Here is a 17,754-nt window from a genome sequence, read left to right on the forward strand (position 1 = left end):
GGGGTGGTTAAAGAATACCGGCGAGGAGTAGATGCATGGCCGAGCGTGCCGCCAAGCAGTTAGAACTGAATAAATCTGAATTACCCAATTCCATTACTGAAGTGATTGCCACCTTAAACCGAGCTGGGTTTGATGCCTATATCGTCGGTGGCGGTGTGCGTGATACTTTATTAGGTCTGCGTCCAAAAGACTTTGACGCTGTCACTGATGCCAAGCCGCATGAGATCAAAGACGTCTTTGGCAAGCGCTGCCGCATTATCGGTCGTCGCTTTCAGTTGGCGCACGTGTATTCAGGCCGTGAGTTGATTGAGGTTGCTACCTTCCGTGGTCCACCAACCAATGATGCTAATACCAATCAAGACGGTATGATCCTGCGTGATAATGTTTGGGGTGATATCAAACAAGACTTCTCTCGTCGTGATTTCTCTATTAATGCGCTTTATTATCAACCGCTTAAAGGTGTGGTTCATGATTTTTGCGGTGCGCTTGACGACATTGATAATAAAATCATTCGTCTGCTCGGCCATGCGCCAGTGCGTATCGAAGAAGATCCAGTACGTTTGTTGCGTGCTTTACGTTTCAAAGCCAAGCTCGGTTTTGAGTTTGATGACGAGTTAGCCGTTCAGTTTCATGATGGCAACTGGGCATTGCTTGAGCAAATATCACCGCATCGTCTCTATGATGAAACCCAGAAGATGTTTACTGGCGGTTATCTGGTGCCATTATTGCCGCTATTGTTTGAGTCGGGGGCGATTGATAGCTTAATTATCTATCCACCATCTGAGCCGAGTGCACTGGTCAATCAAGTCGCTATTAATACCGACAAACGTATTGCTGCGGGCAAAAGTATCAATCCGGCGTTCTTTTATGCCGCGCTATTATGGGAAAACTATCTGCATCAGTTGGCAAAAGCCAAGAAGCGCAATATGCCGTTTGCTGAAGCGCAAATGCACGCCGCTGGTAAAGTGATTGATCGTCAACGTATCAAGACCGCGATTCCTAAATTTGCAGAGCAGTTTATCCGTGATATCTGGATATTGCAGCCAAGACTTGCAGCCCCGCGTAGCAAACAAATCGTCCAACTCTCTGAGCATCCACGTTTTCGCGCAGGTTTTGACTTTTTGTTATTGCGTGAGCAATGCGGTGATGCTGAGCATCCGTTATCAGAGTCGACCAATGGTATGGGCGATTGGTGGCAGACTTATCAGACATTGTCTGAACGAGAGCAGCAGCAAGCCATTGATGATTTTGATGAAAATATTCGTCGCGGTGCGTATAAAAAAGGGCAACAAGCGCAGCGTGGTCGTGGGCGTAATCATCAAAATTCAGAGTCAAATAGCATCGATCACTCAATATCTCATCAAAAAAATACCAAGCACAGCAAAGCCAATGATACTGCTGAGCAGGGTAGGAGTGATCAGAATATGGTAAATGACCCGTCAAATATTCCAGCACGCCGTCGCCGCGCTGTCAGTCAATCAGCCTCTGTTAAGCAATCTGGTAGCAATAACAACAAGTACTATGAATCGCAGCAAGTAAGTCAAGACAGCCATGAGCTTGCTCAGTTACGACAGCTATCCCTTGCCAATAGCAGCAACCAAGCGGCAAATAAACGCCATCATTTCAAGCCTGCACCACTCTTTGTAATTGAGCACGAAAAAGTTGTGCCACCATTGCAGAAGCAGCTATCAAATGGTGATAAACCTGATAGTCGTCAAGGGGCTGCGCAGAAAAAACCTGTCCATAAGAGTGTATCGGCTGAGAAAGCGCTAAAAAATCAGGATATCAGTTCTGATGCTAACTCTTATAATAAGGCTGACAGTAAGCCTGATCGCTCAAATCAAGCTCAGCAGCCAAAAGCAACACAGTCAGAGGTTATGCCTTCATCTGTGGCTCGTTCGGTAGCAAGATCGCCTGCGCTCGTCAGTATGAATAACGAGCCGATACCCCATAAGCGTCGCCGTCGTCAGCCGAGTGTAGAGAGTATAAATCTTGCTAGTAATACAGAGATGCAAGTAACGACTAACAACGATGTTAAAGTTGCAGCAAAGTATGCAAAAAAAGCACCTAAGCCAGCAGCCCAGCCTACTGATAAAACAGATGTTCCGGCTAAAAAAACGGTTGAGCGCAAAAAAGTGGCGAAGGTTACGACACCTGCAAGTGCTAAAAAACCAGCCAAAACGACAGAAGCAAAGTCTGCTAAAACCAGCCAAGCTGCTAACGGCAATGTTGGTATGAGTAGTGTAAATGACAATAAAGGCCCTATCCCATCGAAACGTCGCCGTCGCCAACCTAGTACTGACAATGTCTAATATTACTAACGATGCGGGCAACGCGAATTGGGTAATCTGCTACGTAGGTTTGGGTAGCAATTTGTCTAACGACTTGGGTTCACCAGTAGAACATTTGCAGCAGGCAATCGCCGCGATGCAAGAGCATAAGCAAATACGTGCGGTTCGTGTTTCTTCGTTTTATGCTTCAGCGCCTATGGGGCCGCAAGATCAGCCTGATTTTGTTAATGCCGTCGCTGGGTTTGAGACGATATTGCCACCTTTTGAGTTGCTTGCCTACTGTCAACAGTTAGAAAAAGAGGCTAAGCGTGCACGAATACGGCGTTGGGGTGAGCGTAGTTTGGATGTCGATATTTTGTTATACGGTGAAGCGCAAATCACTGAGCCACAATTAACCGTACCGCACGCTGGATTGTTTGAGCGTAATTTTGTCTTATTACCACTGCGAGAGTTAACCCCAGCGCTTATCATTGCTGGCAAATCGATAGATGACTATCCGCCTAGCAAAGATTGGACAGGCTTAAAACTACTGTAGCCAATCTATTATAAAAGAGTGACAGCGTTCACCTCTTTTAAGGTAAATCACCTATACCAAACGATTGCTAAAAGTTTTGATCACAATCAGAATAATAGCTAGAGACAGCTAAAGGTACTAAAGGTTAATCGAGGATCATATGACGACGTTATCTACTTTAAAAAAATTCAAAAAAGATGGCACCAAGTTCACTTGCTTAACGTGCTATGACTCGATGTTTGCACGCATGATGGAAAAAGCAGAGATTGATACCATTTTAATCGGTGACAGTTTGGGCATGGTGGTGCAAGGTCATGACTCAACGTTACCCGTGACTGTCAATGACATGGCTTATCATACAGCCAATATTGCACGTAGCAATCAACACGCGCTGATATTGGCTGACCTACCATTTATGAGCTATGTCACCCTACCAGAAGCGGTTGCCAATAGTCGCCAGCTGATGCAAGCGGGCGCGCATGTGATTAAGATTGAAGGTGGTAGTGAGCTTTGCGATTTAATCGCGACTTTGGCGCAAGCAGGGACGCCTACTTGTGTGCATTTAGGATTAACACCGCAATCAGTCAATGTGTTTGGTGGTTATAAAATCCAAGGTCGTGGTGACGAAGCGGCTGATAAATTGCTTGCTGATGCGAAAGCAGTCGTTGCGGCAGGTGCTGCGCTGCTAGTGTTAGAGTGCGTACCTGCTGAGCTTGCAAAAGTAGTGACAGAAGCCGTCGCAGTGCCAGTTATTGGTATTGGTGCTGGTGCAGATACGGATGGTCAAGTGTTGGTCATGCATGACATGCTAGGTATGGCACACGGCCGTGTCCCGCGCTTTATTCATGACTTTTTGACCGATGAGCGTAATAGCGCGCACAGTATCGAAGGCGCATTTGCCCTTTATCAGCAGTCAGTACGTGAAGGCAGCTTCCCAACCGAGCAGCACCAGTTTAGCTAACATTTTAGTTTTTACGATTATCAGTAGAAGAATAGTTAACCATGCCAATCATTCATCATCATATCTCCGCATTGCGTACGGCTTTACAGTCTTATCGTGGACAAAAAACTGACAATCAAGATGGCCCACAGCGCATCGCTTTAGTGCCAACGATGGGCAATCTGCATGCTGGTCATCTTGAATTAGTAAAAATAGCCAAGCAACATGCTGATATCGTGGTGGTTAGTATTTTTGTCAACCCTACTCAATTTGGTGCGGGAGAGGATTTTGATAGTTATCCTCGCACGCTTGATGAGGATGTCGCTAAACTAGCAACGGTCGATACTGATTATGTGTTTGCGCCCAGTATCGAAGAGATGTACCAAGTCTTACCGCCACCGACTTCCGTTCTTGCAGGTGCTATTACCACTCAATTATGTGGTCAATCACGCCCTGGCCATTTTGACGGTGTTGGTATTGTCGTATCTAAACTGTTCAATATCGTACAACCGGATATGGCTATTTTTGGACAAAAAGACTATCAGCAATTAGCGATTATTAAACAATTGGTACGTGATTTAAGTTATCCCATTGAAATTATAGGAGCACCTATTGTCCGCGCTGCAGATGGTTTGGCGCTTTCATCACGTAACCAATATTTAAGTGCTAATGAACGTGAGGTAGCACCTGTTATCCATCAAGCGCTACAATATTTAGCAAAGCAGTTAGAAAAAGGCGAACAGAGCCAACAAGTTGTTCAGTCGTTGCTAGCAGAAACGCATCAGCGTATTACGGATGCTGGCTTCATTATTGATTATTTAGACATTAAAACCGATACGCTAGAGTCACTCACCAATGATACTGTAACTTTTAATGCAGAAAATGAGAATTTGATGATTTTAGTCGCTGCTTGGCTAGGACGTGCACGTTTGTTAGACAATCAATTGGTGACGGTGGATCAATCGTTGTGACATAGTAATTTGCAGGATGCAATGGACTAGAATGGGTGAATCATGGATGTGAGTCAGGGTGAAAATAACAGTCAATCTGAGCAGGCAGCGTGTAAAATAGCAACCGACAAGCTCAGTATCCTAGTGGTATCAGGGCGTTCAGGCTCAGGTAAAACCTCAGTATTGAATATCTTAGAAGATTTAGGGTATTATTCTATTGATAACTTACCGTTATCCTTATTGCCGGATGCTGCGCATAAATTGGTCAATGAAAGTGGGATTCGTCGTATTGCGCTTGGTGTTGATATTCGAACACCGCGAGCGGACCTATCCAACTTTTTAGAGATGCATGCATCCTTAAAGAAAACATACGGGGCGCATGCGGTCAAAGTAGTGTACGTGACCGCGCAAGAAAGTACCTTGATAGCACGTTTTAATGCGACACGCCGCGTACATCCGCTGATGTCACAGGATATCGATAGTGACAATGCCAAGCACATTGCTTTTAATCTACCTGCCGCGATTAAAAAAGAAGTGGAGCTGTTAGAGCCTATCGCAGGTCATGCCGATATCAGAATTGATACCAGCAATTTGAATATTCATCAATTGAAAGACAGCTTGCGTGAACATGTCGGCGTGGACAATCAGATTGTGATTAATCTGCTGTCTTTTGGCTTTAAATATGGCAGTCCTATTGATGCAGATTTTGTCTTTGATGTGAGAATTTTGCCGAATCCGCATTGGAACCCTGAATTGCGTACTTCGACAGGTCTAGACATGGAAGTTGCCGCATTCTTTGCCGACTATCCAGAAGTGGCTGAGATGACTGATGATATAGATAAGTTTTTAACCCGTTGGTTGCCCGAATTTTTACACAATAACCGCCATACAGTGACAGTGGCTATTGGCTGTACTGGTGGTAAGCATCGTTCAGTATTCATCACCGATAATTTACAACGTCGTCTTGGCGATGTTATGCCGCAAAGTATAAAAGTGCTGGCGAAACATCGTGAAAAAAATCGTTGGTAGTTATTGGTAAACACTGGGGCATATCTTCATTTTTATCACTATTCCTAAAATGAGGACATGCCCCTGTTAATTTTATTATTTATTATTTTGGAAAGCTTTTATGATTGACTGGAAAGAACAGGATATGCGCGTCTCGCGCACTGAACTCAAAAAAGCCCATGAGCGCTTGCAGAAGTTGTCGATACCACTTGCCAGCTTATCGAAAAAGCAGCTCAAAAATCTGCCAGCCAGTGACTATTTTATGGCAGAACTCATGGCATTGGCCGATATCACCAGCGCTAATGCTCGTATTCGCCAAACCAAGCGCGTTGGTAAGCTTATTAGTGAAGAAAACCGCCACGAATTGGTAAAAGCATTATTTGATGCGTTTTTCCCTAAAGAACAGGTCTCAAAAATAGAAAGTTGGTTTGAGCGTTTAAATATTAATGATGAAGGGACGCTTAAGCAGTTCGTTAAACAGTACCAAGCATCTGAACAAAATAGTATGTATCAATTACTGTTATGGATTGAGTACGCCAAACATACCCAAGATGATGAGCTGATGGCAGAGTCTAAAGCGGATTTAGCCAGTTATATTCGTGAAGTCACTATTTTGTCGCAATTGAAAAAAGAAAAATAATAAGGTGATAGCGGCTAAATAGCTTTGACCACTATTTATACAATATCTCCACTTATAAATTAATTTAGTATCCAAATAAAAAAAGCCAATCATCAAGTGATTGGCTTTTTTATGGGTAAGAGCATTTATGTCCAAATGGCACTTGTGGATAAATGCTAGTCCCTAATTTATAACGGTACTTAATTTATAACGGTACTCAACCTATTTCTTTTCAGCACGCACTTTGTCAACCAAATAGTCAACGACTTTAGGTACAGTAGCGCTTTCACCAGTTACAACGTATTTGCCTTGTACGACGACTGCTGGCACACCAGAGAGCTGATAACGCTTAGCGCCTGCTTGTGAACGACCAATTTTCGTACCAACAGCGAATGAATTATAAAGGCTATTGAATTTCTTCTCATTAACGCCTTTCGATGCATACCATTTGCTTAATGATGATTGATCAAAGATTTTCTTACCATCTTTGTGAATGGCATCAAATAGCGCGTCATGAGTCTTGTCCTCAAACCCTAGCAGCTGAGCGGCATAGAAACCACGAGCGTTGGCTTCCCAGACAGGGTTAAGCGCTGCTGGCGTTTTGAAAAAGGCAACGTCTTTGTCTTTGTTTTTAGCCCATTTTTCCATGTGCGGGTTAAGAACGTTACAATGCGGGCAACCATACCAAAAAAACTCACGAACAATGATAGCATCACCGCTGATTTTTTCTGGATTGTCTAGCACGCGATAGTCTTTTCCGGCGACATAGTCGGCAGCTTGTGCGCCCATAGTGGCAAGTCCAATGGCCATGGCCAGACCAGTCAGTGTGATGACACGTTTCATACTTTATCCTTGAGGTGTGAAAACTTCGGGTTTGTTGAGATGTTTTAGTATCGTATGGTTTTGGGTATAGCGCACAGGTTTTTAAAGTGCCCAAACGAGACAGTGTCGAGTATAATCGAACTATAGCGACGTATCGACTATAATAACGTAAAACATGGTCGCTTGTGAATCCGATTCTTAACTAATGGTTGTAAAGCTGTGAGCCATTATTTAAGGCTTATTTCACCGCGTTTTTTGGAATTTTTTTAGCGTTTTATTATTTAGGTTTTAGACTGTTTGAGGCATCTGTCATTTAAAAAAACTGTACAGAAAATATGAACGTTTGCTAAGACCATTCACAATCGGTGACGATGTACTCACGACAAAGCTGCCGCTCTCATGCTAATATTAGGTACATAATTGTGCACTGTATATGATTAAAACGATAATGACAATAAAGGAAAAATACAATGAGCTCAGCTCTATCTTCCTCGCCTTTTTTGAATGAGCAAGCAAACAGCAGTCTTGATGATACAACGGCTACCACCATTAATGTAGATCCTAGCGAAGTCGATAAGTTTAATAAGTTGGCAAGCGAATGGTGGAGTAAGACGGGTGCATTTGCGACTTTGCATGAAATAAATCCACTGCGTTTAAATTGGATAGAAGAAAACGTCAAGCGCAGTTATCAAAATGACAGTGCTGATACGGACATTCATAAAACGGCTGAAACTGGCTTGGCTGGGAAAAAAGTGCTCGATGTCGGCTGTGGCGGCGGTATATTGTCAGAGTCTATGGCACGTCGCGGTGCGGATGTGACAGGGATTGATTTGGGTACCGAAAATCTGAAAGCGGCAGCGCTGCATGCAGAGCAAAGCGCTTTACATGAGACGCTGCGCTATCAGCATATCCCAGTAGAAGAACTAGCCAAAACTCATGCAGGTCAGTTCGATGTGGTGACTTGTATGGAGATGCTCGAGCATGTGCCTGATCCCAGCTCGATTGTGCAGGCGTGTTTTGAGTTATTGGCACCAGGCGGTGTTTGCGTGCTATCGACGATCAATCGAAACCCTAAATCATATCTATTTGCCATCGTTGGGGCAGAATATGTATTGCGTTTGCTCGATCGCGGCACTCATGATTATAGCAAATTTATCACGCCAGCTGAGCTAGACAAAATGGCAATTGACGCTGGATTCACACGTCAAGATATTATTGGCTTGCATTATAATCCGCTGACCAAGCGTTATTGGCTGGCTCAAAATGTCGATGTCAATTACATGATAGCAGTACACAAGCCACTGGCTTAAGCTGAATGCCGTATTTGGTTGTTTTCATGCCATACTATTTCACTCAACACCTTATTTATATTAAGAGCATTCACTATGAGCCAATTTGTAAAAGCGGTTTTATTTGATCTCGATGGGACATTAATCGATACGGCTGCTGATTTTGTCCGTATTATCGGTAAAATGAGCCGCCAAAATGATTGGCAAGCACCCCCTGAAACAGAAATTCGCGAGCAAGTTTCTGCTGGTGCCTCAGCGATGGTACAGTTGATGCTACGTCATAACGATCAAATTGAGGTTAGCGAAGAAGCTTTGCAGGAGTTTCGCCAACAGTTTTTAGATGATTATGAAGCTGAGATATGCGTCGATAGTTGTGTGTTCGCTGAATTAGAAGACGTGTTGACTGCTCTTGAAGAAAAAGGGGTGCCATGGGGTATTGTGACCAACAAGCCGCGTTATCTGGCAGAGAAGTTACTAGAAAAGATGCAGTTAGACGGGCGCTGTTCTGCTTTGGTTTGTCCTGATGATGTGTCTCGCTCAAAACCTGACCCAGAGCCTATGTATGCGGCGTTAGAGAAGCTTGGTATCCCTCGCGGCGCCGCTGAAAGTGTGATTTATGTTGGCGACCATATCCGTGATATCGAAGCTGGTAATGCGGCTGGCATGCCGACGATTCTAGCTGCTTATGGTTATATTCCGCCTGAAGATCAAAAAAACCTAAAGAAATGGGGTGCAGATTATATTACTGATACGCCTGAGCAATTAAATAAACTGCTACTCTCTTCTGGTAAATTTGACTATTTATAAATCAAATTATAAATCGAGTCCAACACACTCTATGTTTTTAAAGAAACACGATAAATACTTAGCTTCCCAACTATTAAACGATAAGCAGTGAGCAATGCCATGAGTGACAATATTAATCAGCCGGCTAATCAGCAAGACAACCAAAAAACCGTTCAAAGTCTAATTCAACCTTTAACTCATAACGATATTCGCAACTTTGTGCCATCTGATAATTGTTTAGATGGTAAGACTATTTTGGTCACGGGGGCAGGTGACGGTATCGGCCGCGTTGCCGCGCTGACTTATGCTCGTTATGGAGCGACAGTCCTGTTATTGGGACGTACCAGCAGCAAGCTTGAATATGTTTATGATGAGATTGAAAGTCTTGGTGGCAAACAGCCTGCCATGCTACCGATGAATCTAGAAGGAGCAACTTATGCTGAGATGCAGCAGTTAGAGGGGTTGATTAATAAAGAAGTCGGTCAGCTCGATGGTATCTTACACAATGCGGGCATGCTTGGGCAGCTAACCCCACTTGAGATGTATGACGTCGATACTTTTGCACAAGTTATGAAGGTGAACTTTACCTCGACGTTTATGCTCACCCAAGCACTGCTACCATTACTTAAAGATGCTGAGAATGGCTCTATTGTTTTCACCTCTAGCACGGTCGGTACACATCCTCGCGCGTTCTGGGGTGCTTATGCGCTGTCCAAGCAAGCCGTAGAAGGCATGAGTGATATCTTTACCCAAGAGACGCAGAATACGACTAATTTACGTTTTAACTGTGTCAATCCTGGTGGTACTCGTACCAATATGCGTGCGCATGCTTATCCAGGAGAAAACCCTATGAGCTTAAAAACGCCTGAAGATATCATGGCAGGCTATGTCTGTTTAATGAGTGATGCCAGTATCGGGGTACGCGGGCAAGTGGTTGAGCTACAGCCAAAAGATTAGCCATGTGATTTTTTGCTAGGAAATGTCATTATTTAGGGTATTTATTCGCTTACTTTCAGATTGAGGCATGCTCTAGTAGGTTGCAATTAATTATAAACAACCCCATCTATTTGTTATTAAAGCGATTTGTAATATCTAATGATAATAAATAGGATGGGATTATGGCAGGTGGTTGGTCAAGAGATGGTGCTGAGCATGAGCAAATGGATGCAACGGTAAATGATGCATTAGAGCGGGCAAGACGTGCGTTGCCAACTGGCATCAGTGCCGAAATGTGTGATGAATGCGGCAAGCCTATTCCAGAAGCACGGCGGTTAGCAGTGCCTGGTATTCAGCATTGCGTCAGCTGTCAGACAGAACTTGAACAAGAGGCGAGAGCCGCTGAGTTGTTTAACCGGCGCGGTAGCAAAGACAGTCAATTACGTTAAAAAAGAAAAAGGGCAGACATTGCTATATCGAACAGCAATGTCTGCCCTTTTTTTGTCTATTACTATATAACCAGTGCCATTAGTTCACGGTCGCAGGTATCCCAATCGATAGAAGGTAGCGTCTCTATAGAAGATAAAAATGCTGTCCTATCTTTTTCTTCTGAGCGGTCGCTTTCTACTGCTGTATCGTTGTCGTTATTAGCATTTGCCTCCAACTGTAATATAATCTCTAGCCGACTATCAACTTGTGCGCTAACCGTACTGGTGGTTAAGCTGTCAGGGGTAAAATTGATTTGTAGCCAGCCATCAGACGTATGAACCACACCTTTGATACGTTGCCAGTTCGGTAGCATTAATAACCAACTCTGTAACTCATCCGCTTTTAATATGTAGTGCGCTGGCAGTCGCCAACCCGCCAACTGTAACTCTTGTTGTTTCTCATGATAACGATAAGGTAGCTCAATATCTGTGCTGGTCTGCGCATCATCTTTGTTTGTAAAAGCGTCGGATGACAAGGTGGTCGATATCGATAGGGCATTACTCTGTGGTTGCAAGCTAGTAATCGATTTTTGAGGGTGAACAATATTGACTATGCGTTGTTTCGAGATAACCTGACTGGGCTTGGTTAGCTGAGTTTTCAACTCTGATACGCTTGATTCTGATAAAAGAATATTGGATGAGTCATTTGTATCATGAGATATCTGCTCAGATGCTGCCCAAATAATTTTTACCTGTGCATTGAGCTTGGCTATCCATTGTTGCAGTGCTTGTTTTTCGCTATCGCTCAATTGAGCATAGCGATTAATGACCAACACATCGGCATCACGGACATGCGCTTGAAAACCGTCATGATGACGATATTTATCTTGCTGCCATTGTACGCCACTCAGTACCGTTATTACTGCCTGCATATTGAGCGCTGTTTGCCAATGAGGTGCACTGAGCTGCATGATAAGCTCACGTGGATGAGCAAGCCCTGTGGGTTCGATGAGCAACCGCTGTGGATGATGCTCACTAAGTAGCCGACTGATAGCAATTTGTAATGGCAGCTGACTGGTACAACAAATACAGCCACCACTAACTTCTCGTATCGCAATATTATCTTGCTCAGGCTTACTATCTTGTGCGCTTGCCAGCAGCGCACCATCAATACCGATACGACCAAATTCATTGATCAGTAATGCCCAGCGCTCATCGGCAGGTTTGATAGCAAGCAGCTGATTAATCACTGTGGTCTTGCCAGCACCCAAAAACCCTGTCACCAAGGTGCAGGGTATGTTTTGAAAAATAATAGGTTTTTTCACAGAGACACTCATCATATAGGCCGTATTTGTGAGTAATCAAACACGGCCTATATTAAAAGGAAATGATATTAGCGTGTGTCGTCAATTCAATCGATAATCGGAATTTTCGAAATGAGGACACACTTAGTCAAAAGTTACTCACTTTTAACGGTTTCTACTTCGGCTTCGTCAGGAACGAATACATAGCCTACACCCCAAACGGTTTGGATGTAACGCGCTTGTGACGGGTTGTCTTCAATCAAACGACGCAAACGTGATACCTGTACGTCGATAGAACGCTCCATCGCACCCCATTCACGACCGCGTGCAAGGTTCATCAGTTTGTCACGGGTTAATGGCTCACGTGGATGCTGCACCAGTGCTTTTAGCACCGAAAACTCACCTGTTGTTAAGGTAACAACATTGCCGTCACGTTTAAGCGTACGTGTCGATAAATCAAGCGTCCACGGTCCAAACTCAACCACTTCAAGCTGATGGCTTGGTGCGCCAGGCAGCTCGCGATTTTGACGACGTAATACCGCTTTAATACGAGCCAACAGCTCTTTGGGGTTAAAGGGTTTTGGCAGATAATCATCTGCACCCGCTTCTAGACCAGCGATACGATCGGCATCACCACCTTTGGCTGTTAGCATAATGATAGGAATGTCGCCATTATCTTCGCGTAGACGTTTACAGATACTGATGCCGTCTTCGCCTGGCAGCATCAAATCGAGTACCACCAATGAGAAAAGCTCACGCTGCAACAGTTTGTCCATTTGACTGCCATCATGAGCCGTACGGACGACAAAACCGTCGTCTTCTAGAAAGCGCTGTAATAAAGAGCGCAAGCGTGCATCGTCATCAACGACTAAAATTCGCTGAGTTAAGGTATCAGGGCTGTTGTTATCTGTCATACAGTCATCCTCTTATAAAAATTATTATTGGTAGAAATTGTGATTAAAAATACAAGGGTAAATGTCTTTGTTAATAAAAATAGAATTCAGGAAAGCATCCATAAAGGTAACAATATTAGTGCTGCTAGCTAAAAACCATTCCATCAATTGCTAAAAATAAATAAATATAACAAACTAGTGTTCAGTACAGTAGTAAACTGCAATATTTGTACGATTAAGACTTTAGTGTATAAGATTGCTGTAATAATTGCATCAATGATAATGCTAAATGCTGTATGCGTTTGTTTAACAAGGCACAAGAACGGACGATATTAGACGATTTTTGCTAGAAAACAGGCGATAAATAACGAAAAGATAAAAAGGATTTTTATTCATGCAGCTTTTGCTATAATGCAAAACTACATTTCTCAACGATTGATACGTCTATGAGTAGCACTGATACCTTAACGCCATCTCAAACCTCGACAAATGCACAGGTTTTGGATGCAACCACACACGCGAATATTCACGACAAGCTTGCTCGCGCGCTTGGCATTAAGACTGCTCAAGTCAATGCGTTTGTCAAACTTTACGATGAAGGCGCGACCGTTCCATTTATTGCCCGTTACCGTAAAGAAAAGACGCAGAATCTTGACGATGCGCAATTGCGCGCGCTTGAGAAGTCTCTTAATTATGAGCGTGACATGGCCACCCGTCGCCTCAAAATTACCGAGCTGCTCAGCACGCAGGGCAATTTGACTGACGAGCTGCAGACGCGTATCGATAATGCGACGTCGAAACTTGAGCTTGAAGACATCTACTTGCCATACCGCCCGCGTCGTCGTTCACCAGCTGCCAAAGCACGTGCTGCTGGTCTTGATGTGGCAGCGCAAGCCGTCTTGACGCAAGAAATCACGCCGACCGATGCGCTAGCAGACTATCAAGTACAATCTAGCATTACCGATGATAGTGGTAATGAGATCGAAGTTGATTTTAGCGATATCACCAAGCAATTGGCTGGCGTACAAGCCATCATCGTTGATGAATGGACGCAGGCTTTGGCTTTGCTAGACAACTTGCGCAGTGGCTTTGCCAAGACGGCGAGTATCGTATCTGCCGTTGCCAGTGAAGAAAAACGTGAAGTCGGCGAGAAATTCAAAGATTACTTCGAGCATAGTGAAAGCCTTGCGCGTCTGCCGAATCATCGTTTATTAGCGATGCTACGTGGTCGTCAAGAAAACGTCTTAGGTCTTAAAATCGAAGGCGAAGACGCACCCTTTATCGAAAAAATCATTAAGCATTTTGACGTTGATACAAAAGCTCCAGCCGAGCGTCAAGAGTTTTTGACAGAAGCGGCGACGAGTTTGTGGAAAGACAAATGGCGTCCGCATATTGAACACCGTTTATTGACAGAAAAACGTCTGACCGCTGAAGCTGACGCGATTGACGTGTTTGCTAATAATTTACAGCACTTATTAATGTCAGCGCCTGCCGGTCGTAAAGTGATTTTAGGTGTTGATCCTGGCATTCGTCATGGCGTAAAAATGGCCATCGTCGATGCTCAAGGTCACGTTATGTTAGACAGTGAAGACAAGCCTGTCGTCGCAACCGTTTATCCATTTGCCCCTGATAATAAAATGGATGAAGCCAAAAAAGTCATCGATGAATTATTAAGTACTTACCACGTTGATTTGGTGGCTATCGGTAATGGTACGGCGAGCCGCGAAACAGATGCGATGATTAAAGAAATTTTGGCTGCCAACTCTGAGCTACAAGCCAAGTCAGTTATCGTCAATGAGTCAGGTGCTTCTGTCTATTCAGCCAGTGAGCTTGCCACTGATGAGCTTGGTAACTTAGACGTTTCGGTACGCGGTGCGGTTTCTATCGCCCGTCGCTTGCAAGACCCTTTATCAGAATTGGTCAAGGTTGATCCAAAAGCCATTGGCGTTGGTCAATATCAGCATGATGTTAACCAAACACAATTGGCAGATAGTCTTGATAAAGTCACGCAAGATAGCGTAAATGCGGTTGGCGTTGATGTAAATACCGCAAGCCCTGCTATCTTGGCACATATCGCTGGTTTGAATAAAAACGTCGCGCAGCAAATCGTGACCTATCGTAAAGAGCATGGTGCTTTTGACAGTCGTGAATCATTAAAAAACGTTCCACGCTTAGGCGCTAAGACCTTTGAACAAGCAGCAGGCTTCTTGCGTATCCATGGTGGTAGTAATCCCCTTGATGCCACTGGTGTGCATCCAGAAAGCTATGCGCTGGTCGATAGCTTATTGGCACAAACTGGTAAAGCATTGCCAGAAGTCATCGGTAATGACGGCATATTAAATACGATAGATACCACTGCACTGGCTGCTAATGATGACAATATTAGTGTAACTGCTATCATCGAGGAGCTAGCCAAACCAGCACGCGACCCACGTCCTGAATTTAAGACTGCTAACTTCCGTGAAGACGTTAACAGTATTAAAGACTTGAGCGAGGGCATGCAGCTTGAAGGCGTGGTGACCAATGTGACAGCCTTTGGTTGCTTCGTTGATGTTGGCGTCCATCAGGACGGTTTGGTACATATCTCACAAATGGCCAATGACTTTGTCGCTGACCCGATGAACCGCGTCAAGCCTGGCGATATCGTCTCGGTACGTGTCATCTCTATCGATGAAAAACGTGGTCGTATTGGCTTTAGTATGAAACCTGAAATCGAAAAGCCAGTACGCTCAGCAGCGAAAGCGGCTGAAAGTACTGGTAATGATGAGAAAGTCAGTCGTCCACGTAGCGATCATGCAAATAGCAAACGCCCGAACAGTAGCCGTCCAGCGGCTGACAAGCGCCCGTCGAAATCTCGCGGTAATCGTCAGGATAAAGACAATGCTAATAATGATCGTAGCAAAGCGCCAAGGGCTGATAAAGCAGAAGCACCTAGCAAAATGGGTACGCTTGGGGCGCTGTTACAGGAAGCTGGTGTGACTAAAACCAAAAAATAGTTAATATTAATAGTGATAAAAAAGGCAGCCATTAGGCTGCCTTTTTTATGGAATTTATTTAAAAGTAGAAATTGTTAATGAACACTGATAACTGCTCAAACCTAACTCGCTGAATAACCTCTTCTGCGTGATTTCAGTTAACAGCGGGGTTCATATCGTACTTTATTTCGTATTCTATAATTCTTCTGTGGCTTCTTCAGCTTCTTGTAATTCTTCTTGTGTGTCTAACGAGTCTTCTTCTTGCATCGCTTCTTCAGAATCTTGAATCAACTCCTGCTCGGCATCCATTGCTTCTTGCATCGCTTCTTCAGAATCTTGAATCAACTCCTGCTCGGCATCCATTGCTTCTTGCTCAGCACTGTTGTTAACGTTTGCTCTTGAGATAATCTGTGTCTCACTAATCTGAAATGGGCTAGATTGATTGTCTGCTGAGGCATTATTTGTATTGTCACCTTCCATCTCAAGTGTGGTGGCGGTAGCCGCTGCTTGCACATCTACTGCCGCAGTATCAGCAGGTGCTGCCATAGCCAAACTTGGGATAGTGAGCGCAGCGCCGATCAGTAGCGATAAAGATAGAGTACTTTTTTTCATTAATCAATTCCTTAATTTACAATCTTATAATGTCAGTTTAAAAAATTTCAAACTTGACGCTTATGTTGCTAACTGCTGTATACAGCCGTTGCATATCACACATTCATTTAGTAATTCAAATCTATATATTTAATATATCTAACATTTAATTGGTAGACAAAATAAAATCATGATAACCATTAAGAGACTATCATGATGGATTTGGATAAAGAGCTTTATAAGCTGACCTAAATCAGTGATAAAAATCTAAAAGGGAGAATACCAATTAAACAAGCGTTAGTTCAGTAGTCCATAGATTAAAATTCTAACAGACGGATGTTAGCAGGTGACTTTGTGCAACTATTGTATGGTTATTGTCAGATAGGAAAATAGCATTATTTTCTACTTTCATATCTCTAATTTTTATAGCAATGATGTCTCAACGAATCTCGTTCGTCTGTATTTCATTAAAGTCTTATTCAATAACGATATACTTGCCAGTGTTTGAATCAACGACGCGTTGTTGAATGCTACTAGGAACACGAATGACTGGGAAGGTTTGATTGATTTCAGTATTGTCGATGACCTCCGCATCTGCTTCTTCACCAACGATTACAGTACGGTTAGCCTCGTCTTCGATAGCAATGGCTGTACCTGACGCTGTGTTTACTCGCTTGATTTGATCTTTCGGTACGATGATGACTTCTTTGACACTATATTTAGTAGGGCGGATAACACGTGTGGTTTCAACGATGACAGGCTCTACACGGCGATCTTCGATAATCGCGAGTTGTGCTTCTGGTGCTGTAGCTTCTTTTGTTTCGCTCATAATAGGCGTTGGAAACTTGGCACCGAAGTGGTTATCGCACTGCTGCATGCTTAAGCGTACTGGATTGCCAGCCTTATCCATATAGACATTGACAGGCATATCAGCGGCGATAGGGACGTATTTCCCAACCAATGCACCCGAAACACCATAGCGACCATTTGACTGCCCAACTCCTAAATCACAAGCACCTGCTGAGTAATCACTGGCTGTTAAGTTGTTTGCATTGACCACTGTTTGAGGAATCATTACTTCAGACAAGCGCATTTTTTTGACAGTCGCTTCACCTGCTTGGCGCTTTGGATTTTGATAAGTATAAGGGGTATAAAATTTGGCCGAACCATCTTTGACAGCGCTCACACACTCCTCATAACTGTCATAGCCAACATTGCCGTGGCTATCGGTAGTCATAGCGGCGTTAGCAGAGCTTGCAAACATAGCAAGACTGGATGTCATCACAGCAGCGGTTAATATATTCATTTTCATTATTATGTCCTTTTAATTGGATGAGGGTCTATTGATTTATTCCAAATTTATGATAGATAAGTAAAACTTAATTTTTATTAATATGATTTTTATTGC

16 protein-coding genes are annotated in these 17,754 nt (G+C 43.6%); 11 read left to right on the plus strand and 5 right to left on the minus strand.

Annotated features, from left to right (window positions below):
- Positions 1–35: 35 nt before the first annotated feature.
- From pcnB to yjgA, 6 genes are all read left to right on the plus strand, one after another.
- Entirely contained in the window at positions 36–2,312 is a 2,277-nt protein-coding gene (pcnB, locus tag JMX82_RS03090) for a polynucleotide adenylyltransferase PcnB (protein WP_201539431.1), read from the plus strand.
- A complete protein-coding gene (gene folK / locus JMX82_RS03095; RefSeq protein ID WP_201539432.1) occupies positions 2,305–2,826 on the plus strand; it encodes a 2-amino-4-hydroxy-6-hydroxymethyldihydropteridine diphosphokinase in 522 nt (173 codons plus the stop codon). The genes pcnB and folK overlap by 8 nt, the downstream gene beginning before the upstream one ends.
- Before the next feature lie 139 nt (positions 2,827–2,965).
- Entirely contained in the window at positions 2,966–3,766 is an 801-nt protein-coding gene (panB, locus tag JMX82_RS03100; RefSeq protein WP_201539433.1) for a 3-methyl-2-oxobutanoate hydroxymethyltransferase, read from the plus strand.
- A 41-nt stretch (positions 3,767–3,807) separates the two neighbouring features.
- Positions 3,808–4,716: a pantoate--beta-alanine ligase gene (panC, locus tag JMX82_RS03105; RefSeq protein WP_201539434.1), complete on the plus strand. Its 909-nt coding sequence runs from the start codon at positions 3,808–3,810 to the stop codon at positions 4,714–4,716.
- A gap of 42 nt (positions 4,717–4,758) precedes the next feature.
- Positions 4,759–5,724 carry an RNase adapter RapZ gene (gene rapZ, locus JMX82_RS03110; protein WP_201539435.1) on the plus strand — a complete coding sequence of 322 codons (966 nt, stop codon included), beginning with the start codon at positions 4,759–4,761 and terminating at the stop codon, positions 5,722–5,724.
- Positions 5,725–5,824: 100 nt separating this feature from the next.
- Positions 5,825–6,343: a ribosome biogenesis factor YjgA gene (gene yjgA, locus JMX82_RS03115; RefSeq protein ID WP_045443152.1), complete on the plus strand. Its 519-nt coding sequence runs from the start codon at positions 5,825–5,827 to the stop codon at positions 6,341–6,343.
- 201 nt (positions 6,344–6,544) lie between these two features.
- On the opposite strand, the gene JMX82_RS03120 is transcribed toward yjgA, so the two are convergent.
- A complete protein-coding gene (locus tag JMX82_RS03120; protein ID WP_045443155.1) occupies positions 6,545–7,165 on the minus strand; it encodes a thiol:disulfide interchange protein DsbA/DsbL in 621 nt (206 codons plus the stop codon).
- Between the two features lie 449 nt (positions 7,166–7,614).
- Between JMX82_RS03120 and ubiG the strand changes: the two genes are divergently transcribed.
- From ubiG to JMX82_RS03140, 4 genes are all read left to right on the plus strand, one after another.
- Positions 7,615–8,454, plus strand: coding sequence for a bifunctional 2-polyprenyl-6-hydroxyphenol methylase/3-demethylubiquinol 3-O-methyltransferase UbiG (gene ubiG, locus JMX82_RS03125; protein ID WP_201539436.1), 840 nt, complete (start codon positions 7,615–7,617; stop codon positions 8,452–8,454).
- Positions 8,455–8,529: 75 nt separating this feature from the next.
- Positions 8,530–9,240: an HAD family hydrolase gene (locus JMX82_RS03130; RefSeq protein WP_201539437.1), complete on the plus strand. Its 711-nt coding sequence runs from the start codon at positions 8,530–8,532 to the stop codon at positions 9,238–9,240.
- Positions 9,241–9,339: 99 nt separating this feature from the next.
- Positions 9,340–10,176, plus strand: a complete 837-nt coding sequence (locus tag JMX82_RS03135) for a YciK family oxidoreductase (protein WP_201539438.1) — start codon at positions 9,340–9,342, stop codon at positions 10,174–10,176.
- A 161-nt stretch (positions 10,177–10,337) separates the two neighbouring features.
- The gene (locus JMX82_RS03140) at positions 10,338–10,604 is read left to right on the plus strand and encodes a DksA/TraR family C4-type zinc finger protein (protein ID WP_045443167.1); all 267 of its coding nucleotides are present in this window, start codon (positions 10,338–10,340) and stop codon (positions 10,602–10,604) included.
- Between the two features lie 62 nt (positions 10,605–10,666).
- On the opposite strand, the gene JMX82_RS03145 is transcribed toward JMX82_RS03140, so the two are convergent.
- Together JMX82_RS03145 and ompR are read right to left on the minus strand one after the other, a co-directional pair.
- A complete protein-coding gene (locus JMX82_RS03145) occupies positions 10,667–11,920 on the minus strand; it encodes a CobW family GTP-binding protein (protein ID WP_201539439.1) in 1,254 nt (417 codons plus the stop codon).
- Between the two features lie 122 nt (positions 11,921–12,042).
- Positions 12,043–12,801 (minus strand): two-component system response regulator OmpR, encoded by a 759-nt coding sequence (gene ompR / locus JMX82_RS03150; protein WP_201539440.1) that lies wholly within the window; start codon positions 12,799–12,801, stop codon positions 12,043–12,045.
- A gap of 425 nt (positions 12,802–13,226) precedes the next feature.
- Here ompR and JMX82_RS03155 point away from each other — a divergent pair, with 425 nt between their 5' ends.
- Positions 13,227–15,776 carry a Tex family protein gene (locus JMX82_RS03155; RefSeq protein WP_201539441.1) on the plus strand — a complete coding sequence of 850 codons (2,550 nt, stop codon included), beginning with the start codon at positions 13,227–13,229 and terminating at the stop codon, positions 15,774–15,776.
- Between the two features lie 174 nt (positions 15,777–15,950).
- Here the strand turns inward: JMX82_RS03155 and JMX82_RS03160 are convergent, their stop codons facing one another.
- On the minus strand, positions 15,951–16,367 hold the full coding sequence (locus JMX82_RS03160; protein WP_201539442.1) for a hypothetical protein: 417 nt from the start codon (positions 16,365–16,367) through the stop codon (positions 15,951–15,953).
- 454 nt (positions 16,368–16,821) lie between these two features.
- Entirely contained in the window at positions 16,822–17,658 is an 837-nt protein-coding gene (locus tag JMX82_RS03165; protein WP_201539443.1) for a hypothetical protein, read from the minus strand.
- Positions 17,659–17,754: the final 96 nt, after the last annotated feature.

The organism is Psychrobacter sp. 1044 (assembly GCF_904846525.1).
Classification (GTDB): Bacteria; Pseudomonadota; Gammaproteobacteria; order Pseudomonadales; family Moraxellaceae; genus Psychrobacter.

What these genes read in the sequence shown, in the direction of transcription:
- JMX82_RS03155 (WP_201539441.1), top strand. Translation starts at nt 13,227, where the DNA reads ATGAGTAGCACTGATACCTTAACGCCATCTCAAACCTCGACAAATGCA.
- panB (WP_201539433.1), top strand. Translation starts at nt 2,966, where the DNA reads ATGACGACGTTATCTACTTTAAAAAAATTCAAAAAAGATGGCACCAAG.
- JMX82_RS03135 (WP_201539438.1), top strand. Translation starts at nt 9,340, where the DNA reads ATGAGTGACAATATTAATCAGCCGGCTAATCAGCAAGACAACCAAAAA.
- ompR (WP_201539440.1), bottom strand. Translation starts at nt 12,801, where the DNA reads ATGACAGATAACAACAGCCCTGATACCTTAACTCAGCGAATTTTAGTC.
- JMX82_RS03120 (WP_045443155.1), bottom strand. Translation starts at nt 7,165, where the DNA reads ATGAAACGTGTCATCACACTGACTGGTCTGGCCATGGCCATTGGACTT.
- JMX82_RS03140 (WP_045443167.1), top strand. Translation starts at nt 10,338, where the DNA reads ATGGCAGGTGGTTGGTCAAGAGATGGTGCTGAGCATGAGCAAATGGAT.
- JMX82_RS03160 (WP_201539442.1), bottom strand. Translation starts at nt 16,367, where the DNA reads ATGAAAAAAAGTACTCTATCTTTATCGCTACTGATCGGCGCTGCGCTC.
- pcnB (WP_201539431.1), top strand. Translation starts at nt 36, where the DNA reads ATGGCCGAGCGTGCCGCCAAGCAGTTAGAACTGAATAAATCTGAATTA.
- JMX82_RS03165 (WP_201539443.1), bottom strand. Translation starts at nt 17,658, where the DNA reads ATGAAAATGAATATATTAACCGCTGCTGTGATGACATCCAGTCTTGCT.
- rapZ (WP_201539435.1), top strand. Translation starts at nt 4,759, where the DNA reads ATGGATGTGAGTCAGGGTGAAAATAACAGTCAATCTGAGCAGGCAGCG.
- JMX82_RS03130 (WP_201539437.1), top strand. Translation starts at nt 8,530, where the DNA reads ATGAGCCAATTTGTAAAAGCGGTTTTATTTGATCTCGATGGGACATTA.
- yjgA (WP_045443152.1), top strand. Translation starts at nt 5,825, where the DNA reads ATGATTGACTGGAAAGAACAGGATATGCGCGTCTCGCGCACTGAACTC.
- JMX82_RS03145 (WP_201539439.1), bottom strand. Translation starts at nt 11,920, where the DNA reads ATGAGTGTCTCTGTGAAAAAACCTATTATTTTTCAAAACATACCCTGC.
- ubiG (WP_201539436.1), top strand. Translation starts at nt 7,615, where the DNA reads ATGAGCTCAGCTCTATCTTCCTCGCCTTTTTTGAATGAGCAAGCAAAC.
- folK (WP_201539432.1), top strand. Translation starts at nt 2,305, where the DNA reads ATGTCTAATATTACTAACGATGCGGGCAACGCGAATTGGGTAATCTGC.
- panC (WP_201539434.1), top strand. Translation starts at nt 3,808, where the DNA reads ATGCCAATCATTCATCATCATATCTCCGCATTGCGTACGGCTTTACAG.